At 66.8% G+C, this 14,710-nt stretch carries 12 protein-coding genes and 1 pseudogene; 11 read left to right on the forward strand and 2 right to left on the reverse strand.

Annotated features, from left to right (window positions below; translation table 11 throughout):
• Nucleotides 1–51 precede the first annotated feature (51 nt).
• The 7 genes and pseudogenes from G7Y82_RS04880 (at nt 52) to G7Y82_RS04905 (ending at nt 7,592) form a co-directional block, all read left to right on the forward strand.
• A complete protein-coding gene (locus G7Y82_RS04880) occupies nt 52–687 on the forward strand; it encodes a DUF1134 domain-containing protein (RefSeq protein ID WP_168146889.1) in 636 nt (211 codons plus the stop codon).
• A gap of 87 nt (nt 688–774) precedes the next feature.
• A complete protein-coding gene (locus tag G7Y82_RS04885; protein ID WP_168146890.1) occupies nt 775–1,128 on the forward strand; it encodes a DMT family protein in 354 nt (117 codons plus the stop codon).
• A 188-nt stretch (nt 1,129–1,316) separates the two neighbouring features.
• On the forward strand, nt 1,317–2,849 hold the full coding sequence (locus tag G7Y82_RS04890; protein ID WP_206370332.1) for an amidase: 1,533 nt from the start codon (nt 1,317–1,319) through the stop codon (nt 2,847–2,849).
• Nucleotides 2,850–2,858: 9 nt separating this feature from the next.
• Nucleotides 2,859–5,672: a bifunctional [glutamate--ammonia ligase]-adenylyl-L-tyrosine phosphorylase/[glutamate--ammonia-ligase] adenylyltransferase gene (glnE, locus tag G7Y82_RS04895; RefSeq protein WP_168146891.1), complete on the forward strand. Its 2,814-nt coding sequence runs from the start codon at nt 2,859–2,861 to the stop codon at nt 5,670–5,672.
• Between the two features lie 26 nt (nt 5,673–5,698).
• Nucleotides 5,699–6,253: pseudogene (locus G7Y82_RS04900) on the forward strand (polysaccharide pyruvyl transferase family protein); the annotation flags it as partial.
• A 218-nt stretch (nt 6,254–6,471) separates the two neighbouring features.
• The gene (locus G7Y82_RS21860; protein ID WP_366515620.1) at nt 6,472–6,768 is read left to right on the forward strand and encodes a hypothetical protein; all 297 of its coding nucleotides are present in this window, start codon (nt 6,472–6,474) and stop codon (nt 6,766–6,768) included.
• Nucleotides 6,769–6,872: 104 nt separating this feature from the next.
• The gene (locus tag G7Y82_RS04905; protein ID WP_168146893.1) at nt 6,873–7,592 is read left to right on the forward strand and encodes a sulfotransferase family 2 domain-containing protein; all 720 of its coding nucleotides are present in this window, start codon (nt 6,873–6,875) and stop codon (nt 7,590–7,592) included.
• Between the two features lie 19 nt (nt 7,593–7,611).
• Here G7Y82_RS04905 and G7Y82_RS04910 read toward each other — a convergent pair whose 3' ends face one another.
• Nucleotides 7,612–8,532, reverse strand: coding sequence for a hypothetical protein (locus tag G7Y82_RS04910; RefSeq protein WP_168146894.1), 921 nt, complete (start codon nt 8,530–8,532; stop codon nt 7,612–7,614).
• A gap of 234 nt (nt 8,533–8,766) precedes the next feature.
• Here G7Y82_RS04910 and G7Y82_RS04915 point away from each other — a divergent pair, with 234 nt between their 5' ends.
• The 4 genes from G7Y82_RS04915 to G7Y82_RS04930 all read left to right on the forward strand — a co-directional run bounded on the left by G7Y82_RS04915 (nt 8,767) and on the right by G7Y82_RS04930 (nt 13,570).
• Entirely contained in the window at nt 8,767–9,429 is a 663-nt protein-coding gene (locus G7Y82_RS04915; RefSeq protein WP_168146895.1) for a sulfotransferase family 2 domain-containing protein, read from the forward strand.
• A gap of 105 nt (nt 9,430–9,534) precedes the next feature.
• Nucleotides 9,535–11,352, forward strand: a complete 1,818-nt coding sequence (asnB, locus tag G7Y82_RS04920; protein WP_168146896.1) for an asparagine synthase (glutamine-hydrolyzing) — start codon at nt 9,535–9,537, stop codon at nt 11,350–11,352.
• Nucleotides 11,343–12,461, forward strand: coding sequence for a glycosyltransferase (locus G7Y82_RS04925; protein WP_168146897.1), 1,119 nt, complete (start codon nt 11,343–11,345; stop codon nt 12,459–12,461). Before asnB ends, G7Y82_RS04925 begins: the two co-directional genes overlap by 10 nt.
• A gap of 2 nt (nt 12,462–12,463) precedes the next feature.
• Complete coding sequence (locus tag G7Y82_RS04930) at nt 12,464–13,570, forward strand: glycosyltransferase (RefSeq protein ID WP_168146898.1); 1,107 nt, start codon at nt 12,464–12,466, stop codon at nt 13,568–13,570.
• 11 nt (nt 13,571–13,581) lie between these two features.
• Here the strand turns inward: G7Y82_RS04930 and G7Y82_RS04935 are convergent, their stop codons facing one another.
• Complete coding sequence (locus G7Y82_RS04935; RefSeq protein ID WP_240954106.1) at nt 13,582–14,676, reverse strand: glycosyltransferase family 4 protein; 1,095 nt, start codon at nt 14,674–14,676, stop codon at nt 13,582–13,584.
• Between the last annotated feature and the right edge of the window lie 34 nt (nt 14,677–14,710).

A 14,710-nucleotide genomic window follows, 5' to 3' on the forward strand; every position in this document is an offset into this window, starting at 1 on the left:
TTAAGAGCGTCCGTGCACGATGCACGAATTGTCACCAACGGGACCACGATCATGAAGATTTATCGCGCTGGACTTCGCTTCGGCCTCGCGCTGGCACTGGGGCTGGCGACGTCACAGGCAGCGCTGGCGCAGGGCGATGCCAAGCCCGGCGATATCCAGGCCCCGTCGCAGACCGACGAGCAGGCCGGCCAGGCGCCCAAGGACACGACTTACAGCGCCGAAGAAGTCACCGCCGCGGCGTCGAAATTCTTCGGCTCGACCAGTGAAGGTCTGGCCAATGCCATCGCCAAGGCGTTCAAGGACTACGGGCAGCCGAATGCCTACATCTACGGCACCGAAGGCGGCGGTGCCATCGTCGTCGGCCTGCGCTACGGCAAGGGCACGCTGCAGTTCAAGGGCGGTGGCAGCCAGAAGGTCTATTGGCAGGGCCCGTCGGTCGGCTGGGACTTCGGCGGCAATGCCTCCAAGGTCTTCACGCTGGTCTACAACCTGCGCTCGTCGACGCAGCTGTTCCAGCGCTTTCCGGCCGTCGACGGCAGCCTCTATGTGGTCGCCGGCGTCGGCCTGAATTACCAGAAGAGCGGCAACATCGTGCTGGCCCCGATCCGCACCGGCGTCGGGCTGCGTGCCGGCGCCAGCCTCGGCTACGTGCACTACACGCGCGAGGCGTCGGTCATCCCGCTCTGAGGATGCCATGACCATCAAGGCCGGCGATTCGCCGGCCTTTTTATTGCGCGGCGAGCGAGATCGCGCATCACCGATCGGGGTCTGAACATGCCAGCCAATCTTTCCGTCGTCGCGCAGGCTGCCGGCCTGCTGGTCATGTCGAACTGCTTCATGACAGTGGCGTGGTACGCGCACCTGAAGAACCTGCACGGCAAGGCCTGGTATGTCGCGGCGCTGGTGTCGTGGTCGATCGCGCTGTTCGAATACCTGTTCCAGGTGCCGGCCAATCGCATCGGCTACACGGTGCTGACGCTGCCGCAGCTGAAGATCATGCAGGAAGTGATCACGCTGACGGTGTTCGTCCCGTTCCTGATCTTCTACATGAAGCAGCCGATCAAGCTCGATTACCTTTGGGCCGCGCTGTGCATGTGCGGCGCCGTCTACTTCATTTTCAGAAGCTGAAGGTCCAGTTCAGACACGCTCATCGGCGCTGGCGCTCCGGGTCCAAACGCGGCGACGTTGCCGTTCTGTGGGTACACCACGCGGCATGCTTCATCTTCACCGGCTTGACGTCACTCTGACGAAACGCGGGGCGGCGTCTGGCGCCGGAGCGGCTACTCTATGGCGAATGCCACAGGGGGAGTGCTCAGATGTTGTCTGTCGAAGAATATGCCCGTCACGATGCCATGGGGCTGGCCGAGCTGGTTGCTCGTGGTGAGGTGTCGGCAGCCGAATTGCTGGAGACCGCGATTGCCTGCGCCCAGGCGCTCCATCCCGATCTGAATGCCGTCGTCACGCCGATGTACGACATCGCGCGGGCACGCGCCGCCGGGCCGCTGGCCGGGCCGTTCGCCGGCGTCCCGTTTCTGATCAAGGACATCTTCCAGGAATACGCCGGCGTGCCGTCCAGCTACGGGACCCGCGTGCTCAAGGACCCGCGTTTCGCGCCGACCGAGCACGCCGAGATGACCCAGCGCTGGTTGCGCAGCGGCCTGGTCATCTTCGGCCGCACCAATGCGCCCGAATTCGGCGCCAAGGGCATCACCGAGCCGGAAGCCTGGGGGCCGACGCGCAATCCCTGGCATCCGGCGCACACGCCGGGCGGTTCGAGCGGCGGCGCCGCCGCGGCCGTCGCCGCCGGCATCGTGCCGGCCGCCGGCGCCAATGACGGCGGCGGTTCGATCCGCATTCCGGCCGCGCACTGCGGACTGTTCGGCCTCAAGCCGGGGCGTGCGCGCACGCCGCAGGGGCCGATCTATGTCGAGCGCATGCACGGCGCGGTGATCGACCACGTGCTGACGCGCACGGTGCGCGACAGTGCCGCGCTGCTCGATGCCACGCAAGGCCCCGAACACGGCGCGCTGTTTCACATCGCGCCGCCGGAACGGCTGTATCTCGATGAAGTCGGCCGCGATCCGGGCCGCCTGAAGATCGGCTTCACCGCGCATTCGCCGATCGGCTCGGCGGTCGACCCGCAGGCGGTCGAGGCGGTGCGCGAGATGGCGCGCCTGCTCGAGTCGCTGGGGCATCACGTCGAGGAAGCCGAACCGCAGCTCGACGGTCTGCAGCTCGGCAAGGATTTCGTGACGATGTGGTTCGCCACCTGCGCGGCGACCATGGACGCGGTCAAGCGCCACACCGGTTGTAGCAATCGCGACTTTGAACTCGACACGCAGGCGATGGCGGCATTCGGTCGCGCGACGCGCGCGAACACCTATGTCGAGGGCTATTTGCGCTGGAACGACTATGCGCGCCAGCTCGCCGATTTCCATGCGCGCTACGACCTGTTTCTGACGCCCGCGTTGGCGCAGCTGCCGGCGCGCATCGGCCAGATCCGCACGCCGGATTGGCAGCAGCGGGCGTTGCGCTTGCTGCTCGCGCTCGGCCTCGAAGGTCTGTTGCTGAAGACTCGCCTGATCGACGACATGGTGCAGGAAAACCTGCGCTGGGTGCCGTTCACGCAGCTCGCCAATCTGACCGGCACGCCGGCGATGTCGGTGCCGTCCTATCTGGCGCGCTGCCGTGACGAGCGCGGCGACGAATATCAGCTGCCGCTGGGGACCCAATTCGTTGCCGCGCCGGGCGGCGAAGGTTTGTTGCTGCGCCTGGCCGCGCAGCTCGAGCAAGCCCAGCCCTGGGCTCATCGCATCCCGCCGCTGCATGTCACGCGCGCATCGATCTGAGACGACGCGATGTACGGCGACCTGAGCCCGGAAGCCCTGTGCGAGCGCTTTGCCGCGCGCTGTCCGCCATTGGCCGCGGTGGCGCCGCGCGTGTTCCGCGCCAGCCCGTTTACCGCCGATGCGTTTGCGCGCGTGCTCGACGCCCCCGACGCATTCGTGACGCTGGACACTGCATACGCGCCCTCTCAAATGGCGCAACGCGTGGCGGCAGCAACGCAGCCTGCCGCGGATGATGCGACGCTGATGCGCGCGCTGCGCGTGGTGCGGCGCGATGAAATGGCACGCATCGCATTCCGTGATCTGGCGGAGTTGGCGCCGCTCGACGAGACCCTCGGCGACCTCTCCGATCTGGCGGATGCCTGCCTCGCGGCGGCGTTGGCCGGCGCCGAGGCGCGGCTGCAGCAGCGCTACGGCGTGCCGCGCGACGACGACGGTGCGCTGGTGCGCCCGCTGGTGCTCGGCATGGGCAAGCTCGGCGGCCGCGAGCTCAACTTTTCGTCGGATATCGATCTGATCTTCTGTCATGGCGCCGCCGGACAGACCGACGGTACGCGGACGCTGAGCAACGAGGAATATTTCGTGCGGCTCGCGCAGGATGTGCAGCGATCACTGGCGAGCGTGACGGTCGATGGTTTCGTGTTTCGCGTCGACCTGATGCTGCGTCCGTTCGGTTCGGCCGGCGCGCTGTCGGTGTCGTATGCGGCGTTCGAGGAGTACTACCAGTCGCACGGGCGCGAGTGGGAGCGCTATGCGCTGATCAAGGCGCGGCCGGTGGCCGGCGATCTCGACGGTGGCCACGCGCTGTTGCGCGCATTGCGCCCGTTCGTCTATCGCCGCTATCTCGATTACAACGCGATCGGCAACCTGCGCGATCTCAAGCGCTTGATCGCCGAGGATGTCGCGCGGCGTGGTGCCGAAGACAACGTCAAGCTCGGTAGCGGCGGCATTCGCGAGCTCGAATTCATCGTGCAGTCGTTTCAGCTCGTGCGCGGCGGCGCCGAAGCGCCATTGCGCGACAGCCGCCTGCGGCCGGTGCTGCGCTATCTCGGCAGTGCCGGACACCTGCAGCCCGATGTCGCGCAAAGGCTGGACGACGCCTACGTGTTTCTGCGCCGGCTCGAGAACGCGATCCAGATGTACGGTGATCAACAGACCCACGCGTTGCCGACCGCCGAGGTGCCGCGTGCGGCGCTGTGCGCAGCGCTCGACATCGAAGACTGGTCGCAGCTTGCCGCGCGTATTACCAAGGTTCGCAGCTTCGTCGAACAGCAGTTCGAGGCGGTGTTCAGCGAGCGTGGCAGCGCCGGCAGCGAGGCGGCGAGCGAGGACAGCAAGCTGGCGCGTGCGTTGTGGCACGGCATGGCCAGCGGTGACGAGGCGGTGTCGGCACTGCGTGAGGCCGGCTTCGGCGAGGCTCCGGAAGCGCTGGCCGGCGTCATCGACGAGTTGCGTAATACCCGACTGGTGCGGGCGCTGTCCGAACGCAGCACAACGATGATGGTGGCGCTGCTCGCGGCGCTGTTCGAGCTGGCCCGGCAGCAGGAGCAACCCGAGGCGGCGTTGATGCGCACCCTGCGCGTGCTGCAGGCGATCGGTGGGCGCTCGACCTATCTGGCGCTGCTGCATGACAACGTCGAGCCGCGCGAGCAGTTGATGCGTCTGTGTGCGGCCAGTCCGTGGCTCACGGATTTCATTGCACAGTCGCCGGTGCTGCTCGACTCGCTGCTCGATCGCCGCGCGCTTTACGATCCGCCGACGCGCGAGAGTCTGCGCGATGAACTGACGCGGCGTATTGCCGAGGTGCCGGATGGCGATACCGAAGCCGGCATGGACTTGCTGCGCCGCTATCAGAAGGAAATGACGCTGCGCATCGCCGCCGCCGATCTGTCCGGCGTGCTGCCGCTGGTGCAAGTCAGCGACCGTTTGACCTGGCTCGCCGAATCGTTGGTCGATGCGGCGCTGACGCTGGCCTGGCGCGAAATGCTCGCGCAATACGGCGGCCCGCAGCGTAGCGACGGCAGCGCCGCCGGTTTTGCTGTCATCGCCTACGGCAAGTTCGGCGGCATCGAGCTTGGCTACGGCTCCGACCTGGACCTGGTGTTCCTGCACGACTGTGACCAACTCGATGCCGATACCGAGGACGGCCCACGCGCGATCAACAACGGCGTGTTCTATGCGCGGCTCGCGCAGCGTGTCATCAACTGGCTGGCGACACAGACGCCGGCCGGGCGTGCCTATGAAGTGGACATGGAGCTACGGCCCAACGGTCGCTCGGGTCTTCTGGTCTCGAGTCTCGACAGCTTCGCCGATTACCAGCGCGAGTCGGCATGGACCTGGGAGCACCAGGCCCTGACGCGGGCGCGCTGCGTGGCTGGCCCGGCCTGGCTCGTGGCGGACTTTGCCGCGCTGCGCCGCGAAATCCTGGTGCGTCGGCGCGATCCACAAAAACTTGCACACGACATCGTCGAGATGCGCGCCAAGATGCGCGCCAGCCTCGACCGCAGCGACGCCGAGCTATGGGACATCAAGCAAGGCGAGGGGGGGCTGATCGATATCGAATTCGTGACGCAGTACCTGGTGTTGCGCGATGCGCACTGCGATGCTGGCATCGTCCAGTGGAGCGACAACTGGCGTCAGCTCGAGGCGCTCGCCGCGGCCGGAGCGCTCGACGCGCAGAGCTGCGAAACGCTGATCGCCTGTTATCGCAGCTACCGCGCCTGGGCGCACAACCGCTCGCTGCAGAACGCACCGCAGCGGGCACCGTATCCGCGCTTCGAGAAGGAGCGCGCCGCGGTCCGCGAGGTGGTCGCACGCTATCTGTAATCAGTCGCCATCAGGGGCGATTTCCTATGAAGATTGTTTTTTCCGCTACACGGCAGTGGAACCCGGGGGACGAGTTCATTCTGCGCGGTTGCATCCGCGCTTTCGCGCTGGCCGGCGTCGACGTCATGCCGGTGTTGTTCAACCGTCATCCGCAGATCCGCCCGGCACATCGACGGCGGGCTCGCTGGGGGCTGGGCGCGCTGAAGTCATTGCGAGCACGGGCCAGACCGTTTTTCGATAACTCGGTCAAGGACGCAACGGATATCGGCTTTGCCGACGCCGTCGTGTTCGCCGGTTCTCCGCAATGGCGCGGCGCGCGCGTGCGCACGCTCTACGAAAAAATTGCAGCCCATGACGTGCCCACCTGTTTTCTCGGGCTCGGTACCAACCGGCACTTCCGTTTCGACCGTCGGCATTTCTCGAAGCTGGAACTGGATGTTCTGCAGCGCAGCCGGCTGATCACCTGCCGCGATCCGCTGACCACCGAGTGCCTGCAGCCATTGCCGGTTCGTCATTTGCCATGCCCGGCGTTTCTCAGTGCCGAGCGCGTCCAGCGGCGCACGACGATTCGTCGCGTGGCGTTGATCTTCGGCAGCGACCAGGCGGTGACCAGCAACAACATCAGTCCGGCGACCTTCGCGTATCTGTGTGAGCTGTACGCGCGGCTGATCGCAGCGCATGGCACGTCGATCGAGTTCGAGCTCGTCGCGCACTACATCGACGAGCTCCCCCATTTTTTCGCACGCCGTTTCGCGATCTGCCGCTGCGCTATTCGTACGACGCGCGTGATTACGCCGACATCTATTCACGCTACGACCTCGTCGTCGGGCATCGCGTGCACGGCATCGGCATCGCCGCCTCGCAGGGCATACCCGGAATTTGTGTCGTGCACGACCTGCGCGGGGAAACGGCGCGTGGCTTCGGGGCGCAGCTGCTGCAGGCCGGCACGCCGATCGACGAGGCGCTGCGCCTCTTCGATGCAGTAGGCACCCGACACGCGGCGCTGAGCGGCGACATCGTCGAGCACAAACGACAGGTGGAAGCGATCTACACGTCGCTTCTGCAGAAGTCGCTGTTGGGGGGTGTCTCGGGCTGAGTGACGCGCTGCATTTCGTTACATCTCGACACCCGGGAGCGCACGGCCGACGGGTACGGTAGTGGCTGCTTCAAGCTGCGGCGAAGACCGCACGGAGTTCGAGCTTGTCCTGCTACTACCGTCTCCCGCATGCGCTGCGCTGGCAGCTGGCGCCACTGTGGTCGCCGCGTGCCGTACTGCGACGGCGGCGCGAACTGCGCGACCCTGCCGGCCGCTTTCACCCCTACGCGCAGCGCGGCGCGATTTTTGTGCACGTCCCCAAGTGTGCAGGCACATCGGTTGCACGTGCGATTTTCGGCCAGGACAAGTTCGCGCATCTCGGCGTACGTGAATATCAGCTGATGTTTTCGCCGGCGCACTTTGCGTCGGTGTACAAGTTCACGGTGGTGCGCAACCCGTGGGACCGTCTGGTCTCGGCCTGGCATTTCCTGCGCTCCGATCACGGCTCGCCAGGTGATCGTGCGTGGGTGGCTCGGCATCTGGCGCCATATGGCGACTTTGCCGATTTCGTCGCCTACGGTTTGGCGCGGCCTGAGATTCGCGCGCGCCATCATTTCCGTCCACAGGTGTCGTATCTGCGCCTGCCTGGGCAATCGACGCTCTTGATCGATCAAATCTGCCGCGCCGAGACGCTGGATCGCGATCTCGCACAGGTCTGCGATGCACTGCAGTTGCCGCAGGTCAGTCTGCCACGCATCAATACCTCGGCGCACCGCGATTACCGCAGCTGCTACGACGAGCGCACACGGGCAATCGTCGCGCAGCACTACCGCGACGACATTGCAGCGTTTGGCTACACCTTCGACGGTATCGCGCGAATCTAGCGGATGATCGCCACGCCGCTCATGCAGCGTCGGCGAACGGCAGTTGCTTCAGATACTCGTTGGGGTCGACGCGCGGCAGGATGTCGCCGGGCAGGGTCGACTGCAGCGATGCGTTGATGACCTCGATGCTGGTGTTGCGCAGCAGGTCGGCCGCGAAGCGAAAGTCCGGCGCGATGTACTCGGCGTAGTCCTGCTGCAGCATCGAGCGCTCCGGCGTGGCTTCGGCGTAGTAGCGTCCTTCGCTCAGATCGAGCCCGAACAGCACGATGCGCCGCGGTCGTTGTGCGGCGGCGATCTGCAGCGCGAGGAAGGCGACGGTGCGTGACGGATAAAAGCCGATGTCGGCGTCGTTGGAGAACGCGCAGCGCTGGCCGTCCATTGCCAGCTCGGCCGGTGAAAAGCGGCGCCACCATGCGCTCGACTGGCGATAGGGTCGCTGCAGATTGTCGAAGAGATAGGTCGGGATGCGGTCGAAGAGGTCCGGGTCGCGACGTGCCAGCTCCAAGGCGACCCGGTGATCCACGGCCAGAGCCCGCGCGTTGGCGATGCCGGCTTGTACGCTGGACCACTGGCGGCGCACATAGCCGACGTCCGAGATCAGATAGAGATCGGAGTGGACGCCGCCATCGGCGAGTATCTGGAACGAACCGTTGACGGTGATGCGGGCGCCCTGCAGCAGCAGGTCCGGGGCGTCGATGCGCGAAATCGACGGGCCGGACAGCACGATGTGCACGTTGCGACCGGACGGCAGCCAGTGCGACAGGCTGCGCAGGCGGTAGCGACGGCGCTCGATGGTCACATCCCAGCCGCCGGCGCGGACCTCGGCGCGGTAGTGGCGCCCGTAGTGGCGCCAGTGCCAGCAGCCACGACCACGCCAGAGCAGGGCGGTGCGATACAGGCAGTCGGCCAGCGCCATCGCCGGCTTTTCGGGGGGCGGCATCGGCGCCGCGCGGGAATCGCTGTTGAACTCCATGCCGGCAGGCTAACGGTGCGATGCGCACGCGAATTCGCCGGCAGCGCTCGGTCTGTAACACTTGGTTTCGGCCGATCGTCAGATGTTGCGGCAGGCGGCGATCGTGCAAGCAAGCGTTTTGCCCTGTGTGCGCCGGTCGGGGGCGGTGCTGGGGCATAATTCGCGCATGCCCCGACGCTTCGGCCTGCCGGCCGCCATTGCATGATCCTGTCGAACCGCCACAACTTCCTGTACGTGCATATCGCCAAGACCGGCGGGACCAGCGTGCGTGCGGCGCTGAAGTCGCTGCAATGGAAAGACCCCTATTACCTCGCACAGTTCATTTGCTCACGCCTGTCGCACATGACCGGGCACCGCATCGCGGCCAAGCTGCCGCGGCATGCCAAGATCATCGGGGCGCAGGAAATGCTGCCGCAGGAATTCTTCGACGGCCTGTTCAAGTTCGCATTCGTGCGCAATCCGTGGGACCTGCAGGTCAGTTCCTACCACCACCTGAAGCGCGAGCGCCCGCACCTGCTTGAAGGGCACGAGAGCTTCGAGGCGTTTACCCGCCACAAGCTCGACCCCGAGCGTGCCTACCAGTACCACCTCGATACCGCGATCACGGTGCAGACCGACTACCTGGTCGACCTGCACGGCAAGGTACTGACCGATTTCCTCGGACGCTACGAGAGCCTGCACGACGACTTCCACACGATCTGTCAGCGCATCGGCGTGCCGACGCCGGCGTTGCCGCACAAGCGACAGGCCACCGATCGCAGCAAGGACTATCGCAGCTACTACAGCGATGATCTCGCTGAACTCGTCGGCCGCTATTTCCATCGCGACGTCGAGGTGCTCGGCTATCGCTTCGATCCGGTCTGAGTGTATGGCTCTTCGCGCGCGGGTCACGGCTGATGCCGCTGTTACCGGCCAGCCCGTTGCGGGCGCGGTGCATGCCGCGGCCTCCGACGCAGGGAGCCGCTGACGATGTGTGGCATCGCCGGCATGGTGCGCCGCGATGGCGCCGTCGACGAGGATGCGCTGCTGCGCATGGCGGGACGGCTCACGCATCGCGGTCCGGAAGACAGCGGCACCTATGTTTCGGACGGCTTCGGCATTGCGCATACGCGCCTGGCGATCATCGACCTGGCCGGCGGCCATCAACCGTTGTTCGATGCCGCGCAGCGCTATGCGCTGGTCTGCAATGGCGAGATCTACAATTTCGTCGAGCTGCGGCGTGAGCTGGAGGCGCTGGGCCACCGCTTTCTGACCGGCTCGGACAGCGAGGTCGCGCTGCACGGCTACGCCGAGTGGGGCCCCGCCAGCTTCAAGCGCTTGCACGGCATGTATGCGTACGCGCTCTACGACCATGCGCGGCGCGAGCTGTGGCTGGTGCGCGACCGCGTCGGCATCAAGCCACTGTATGTCGCCGAGCTGCCCGATCGGGTGCTGTACGCCAGCGAGTTGAAGGCGCTGTTGCCGCTGTTGCCGCAGCGTCAGGTGCACGAACCGGCGCTGGCGCAGTTTTTTGAAAACCAGTTTTCGACCGGCACCGACACCGTCATTCGCGGCGTGCGCCGGGTCATGCCCGGTACCGCGCTGAAAATCGGAGCCGACCTGCGTGTCGAAACGCATCGCTACTGGTCGGCCACCGAAGCGCCGGCACCGCGAGCGCGAAGTTTCGAAGATGCGGTGGACGAGTGGGAGCCGCTGTTCGAGCAGGTGATGCGTGAGCACATGCGCTCGGACGTGCCGTACGGCGTGTTCCTGTCCGGCGGTGTCGATTCGGCGGTGCTGCTGGCGCAGCTCAAGCGGCTGCACACGCAGCCGGTGAAGAGCTGGTCGATTGGCTGGCAGGACACCGACGAGGGCGACGAACTCGATGCGGCGGCGCGCATCGCGGCCGAACTCGGCGCCGAGCATCACCCGATCCGTCTCGACCGGCGCGCGGTTTTCCATCGCCTGCCGCGCATGACCTGGGCCGCCGACGATCTGATGCGCGACTACGCGAGCCTGCCGACACTGGCGCTCGCCGAGGCGGCCGGCAGCGAGCTGAAGGTGGTCTTCAGCGGCGAGGGTGGCGACGAAGCCTTCGCCGGTTACGGCCGCTATCGGCCGGATGTCTTCGAGCGCACGTTCAAAGCCTTGCGCTGGCCGGGCAGCGGCGGCTTTCGCGTGCGCGGCGAGCTGGATCCGGCGTGGGTCCAGCGCTTGTTCGTGCCGGCCCTGCAGGGCGCGCTGGCGCGCCATCGGCAGCCGTTCGTCGATGCCTGGCAGCAGACGCCGAAGGCCTGGACCGATCTGCAGCGCCGCCAGTACGTCGACCTGACAACCAATCTGCCCGACGATCTGCTGGTCAAGGCCGATCGCATGCTGATGGCACACAGTATCGAGGGACGCGTGCCGTTTCTCGACCATCGCGTCATCGAATTCGGGCTGTCACTGCCCGATGCGCTGAAGGTCTCGTCGAAATCCGGCAAGGTCTTCGTCAAGCGCTGGGCCGAACGCTACGTGCCGCGCGATCATCTGTGGCAGCACAAGCGCGGCTTCCACGTGCCGATCGGCGAGTGGCTGCGTGGTACGTTTCTCGACACCTTGGCCGAGAAGCTGCCGGCCAGCGCCGCGATCAGGCAATGGTGCGAGCCGTCGGCGGTGCGCGAGTTGTTGGCGCGCGAGCACGCCCGGTACGATGTCACCCGCGAAGTCTGGAGCCTGATGCAGTTCGCAATTTGGCACCGGCTGTTCATCGAGGCTGACGGCAGCCAGGTGCCGGGCAGCGACGAGGACCCGCTGGCATGGCTGTGAGCGGCGCGCCGCGGGTCGCCTTCTTTCTGGCGACGTCGGGGCACAGCGGCGTCGACCGCCTGATGAAGAATCTGATCCCGGCGGTGGCGCGGCGCGGCTATGCCGTCGACCAGCTGAAAGTGCGCAAGCACGGGCCGGATCTGGGCGATGTGCCGGGCGTGAGGGTGATGGATCTCGGCGTGTCGCACACGTACTCGGCGCTGTGGCCGTTGATGCGCTATCTGCGCCGTGAGCGGCCGGCGGTGATGTTGTCTGACAAGGACAAGGTCAACCGCACGGCGGTGTTCGCGCGCGCGTTGTCGGCCGCGCCGACCGCCTTGGTGCTGCGTTCCGGCACGACGATTTCCGTCGACCTCGCGCATCGCGGGCCGTTCGATCGCTGGTTGCAACGGACATCGATGCGAGTGCTGTATCGCGGCGCGCGTGCGGTGCTGACGCCGAGCGATGCGGCGAGCCGCGATCTGGCCGCATTCACCGGCCTGCCGATACAGCTGGTTCACACGGTGCCGAGCCCGATCGTGCCGGCGGCCTTGTTGCACGACACGCCAGCGGCGCCGATGCATCCGTGGTTCGTGCCCGGCGCAGCGCCGGTGATCCTCGGTGTCGGCGAGCTATCGCCGCGCAAGGACTATGCGACGCTGGTGCGCGCGTTCGCACGGCTGCGCGCGCAGCGTGACGTGCGCCTGGTACTGCTCGGTCGCGGCGCTCAGCTCGACGCGCTGCGCGCGCTGGCCACGCAACTCGGCGTCGCCGACGACGTCGACTTCCCGGGCTTCCGCCCCGATGTGTTCGCGTTCATGGCGCATGCCGCGGTGTTTGCGCTGACGTCGCGTTGGGAGGGCTTCGGCAATGTGATCGCCGAGTCCCTGGCTTGCGGCACGCCGGTGGTATCGACCGACTGTCCCGGTGGCATCCGCAGCTTTCTGCAGGATGGCGCACTCGGCCGTTTGGTGCCGATCGGCGACGACGCGGCACTGGCCGATGCACTGGCGGCCACGCTCGATGCGCCGCGGCGCAGCGACGTGCTGAGGGCCGCCGCACATCGGCACGAAATCGAATCCGCCACTACCGACTATCTCGCGGCGATGGGGTTGCCGCCGCAGGCATGAACATGAACGCACAACGCAAACGCCTTGGCGTGCTGATCTCGTTTTCCGGCGACGGCGGCGTCGAGCGCATGGTGACGAATTTGTGCGCCGAGTTCGCGCATGACGTCGACGTCGACTTGCTGGCGATCAAGTCGGCAGGTGGGCACGCGGCCCGCATTCCGCAGACGGTGAATCTGCGCCAGCTCGACGCCCAGCATGCCTGGACGTCGGTCGCAGAGATCGCGCGCTATCTGCGTGAGGTCCGGCCCGACGCGCTGCTGGTCGCCAAGGACCGCGCCGGCCGTGCCGCGCTGAAGGCCAAGCGCCGCGCCGGCGTCGACACCCCGGTGTTCATTCGTCTCGGCACCAATCTGTCGGCAGCGCTCGAACGCAAGGACGCATTCAGCCGCTGGCTGCGCGTGGCGCCGATGCGGCGTCTGTACCCGCGCGCCAGCGGCGTCATCGCGGTGTCCGGCGGCGTCAAGGACGACACCCTGCGGGTCACCGGCTTGCCGGCGTCGCGCGTGCATGTGATTCGCAACCCCGTCATCACCGCCAAGCTCGATGCGCAGGCTGCCGAGCCGGTGCCGCACGATTGGCTACGCGACAAGACCCTGCCGGTGGTCATGGGGATGGGCCGGCTGACGCGGCAAAAGGATTTTCCGACGCTGCTGCGCGCGTTTGCCGCGCTGCAGAAGACCACGCCGAGTCGCTTGATCATTCTTGGCGAAGGCAAGGACCGTGACGCACTGACCGCGCTGGCACAGGGACTCGGTATCGCGGATCGCGTGCTGCTCGCGGGCTTTCAGAAGAATCCGTACGCGTGGGTCGCACGTGCCGATCTGTTTGTGCTGTCGTCGGCCTGGGAGGGTTCGCCGAACGCACTGACGGAAGCGCTGGCGCTGGGCATTCCGAGCGTGTCGACCGACTGCCCGAGCGGGCCCATCGAAATCCTCGATCGCGGTCGCTACGGCCCGCTGGTCGCGGTGGGCGATCACGCCGGCCTGGCCAGCGCCATGCAGGCAACGCTGACGGCGCCGCTGCCGGCCGCGACGCTGCAGCAGGCGGTCGACGAGTACCGGGCAACGACCAGTGCGCGGCGCTATCTGGAGCTGATGGGGCTGCGCTGAACCGCCGTGCTTCAGGCCGGTGCACCGCTCGACAACGGTAGCGGCATCGACGGCAACACATCGCGGTAGACGCCTTCGACCGCCTCGCGCATCGGTTCCAGACCGAAGCGCTGCTGGAAGCGACGGCGCCCGGCGGCGCCCAGGCGCCACTGCCGCACCGGATCGTCGGCCAGTTCGTCGATGGCGGCGGCCAGCGCGGCATGATCGCCGTCGTCGACCAGCAGGCCGTTGACATCATGTTCGACGACTTCGGGAATGCCGCCGACCCGCGTCGCGACGATCGGCAGGCTCATGGCCGCGGCCTCGATCAACGACAGCGACAGCGCCTCGCGATGCGAGGGCGCCAGCACCATGTCGCACGCGGCGAAGACGGGCGCAACGTCGCGGCACTCACCGAGAAAGCGCAGGCGTGCGCTGACACCGAGTTTGGCGGCGCGTGCACGGACCGCGGCGGCGACGGCATTGTCGTCGGCGCCGGCCAATAGCAGCACCGCGTCGCGGTGCCGCAGGCGCGCGAGCGCGTCGACCGCGATCTCATGGCCCTTGGCCTGAACGAAGCGCGCCACCATGCCGAGCACCAGTGCGTCATCGCTGAGTCCGAGCGCGGCCCGTGCGTCGTCGCGCGAGGGGGCGTTGGCCGCCAGGTCGGCGACGCCGGCATGGATACGGATCAGGCGTGCACGCGGCCAGCCGCGCGTCACCAGAAAGTCGCGGACCGCGTCGGAAACGCAGATCAGGCGCTGTGCGCCGGCGAAGCGGCTGTCGGCGTTGGTCGAATGTGCCGTTGCCACGGCGACCCGACCGCTCCATTTCGCGGCCCAGACGGCATAGCGCGTGCCGCGCTGCGCATGGCCATGCAGCAAATCGGCGTTCCAGCGCCGCGCGAAACGCGTCAGCTTGAGCGCCGACGCCAGGTCGTACATGCCGTGCATCGCCAGGTCCAGGCATTCGATGCCTTGGGCGATGCACTGCCGGCCCAGCCAGCCGTCGGGCGGTCCGGCAAAACAGACCGCATGCCCGGCATCGCGCAGCAGGCAGAGCATCTGCAGCACGTGGCGCTCGACGCCGCCGAGAATATGGCTGTGTTGAACGTGGATGATGCGCATCGCCAATACCGTTTCGTGAATGCCGGACGGTCGA

This window comes from Solimonas marina (assembly GCF_012241385.1).
Lineage (GTDB): Bacteria > Pseudomonadota > Gammaproteobacteria > Nevskiales > Nevskiaceae > Solimonas > Solimonas marina.

Coding starts and splice junctions, on each gene's coding strand:
- G7Y82_RS04935 (WP_240954106.1), bottom strand. CDS start 14,676: ATGCGCATCATCCACGTTCAACACAGCCATATTCTCGGCGGCGTCGAG.
- asnB (WP_168146896.1), top strand. CDS start 9,535: ATGTGTGGCATCGCCGGCATGGTGCGCCGCGATGGCGCCGTCGACGAG.
- G7Y82_RS04915 (WP_168146895.1), top strand. CDS start 8,767: ATGATCCTGTCGAACCGCCACAACTTCCTGTACGTGCATATCGCCAAG.
- G7Y82_RS04930 (WP_168146898.1), top strand. CDS start 12,464: ATGAACGCACAACGCAAACGCCTTGGCGTGCTGATCTCGTTTTCCGGC.
- G7Y82_RS04890 (WP_206370332.1), top strand. CDS start 1,317: ATGTTGTCTGTCGAAGAATATGCCCGTCACGATGCCATGGGGCTGGCC.
- glnE (WP_168146891.1), top strand. CDS start 2,859: ATGTACGGCGACCTGAGCCCGGAAGCCCTGTGCGAGCGCTTTGCCGCG.
- G7Y82_RS04925 (WP_168146897.1), top strand. CDS start 11,343: ATGGCTGTGAGCGGCGCGCCGCGGGTCGCCTTCTTTCTGGCGACGTCG.
- G7Y82_RS04885 (WP_168146890.1), top strand. CDS start 775: ATGCCAGCCAATCTTTCCGTCGTCGCGCAGGCTGCCGGCCTGCTGGTC.
- G7Y82_RS04910 (WP_168146894.1), bottom strand. CDS start 8,532: ATGCCGCCCCCCGAAAAGCCGGCGATGGCGCTGGCCGACTGCCTGTAT.
- G7Y82_RS04880 (WP_168146889.1), top strand. CDS start 52: ATGAAGATTTATCGCGCTGGACTTCGCTTCGGCCTCGCGCTGGCACTG.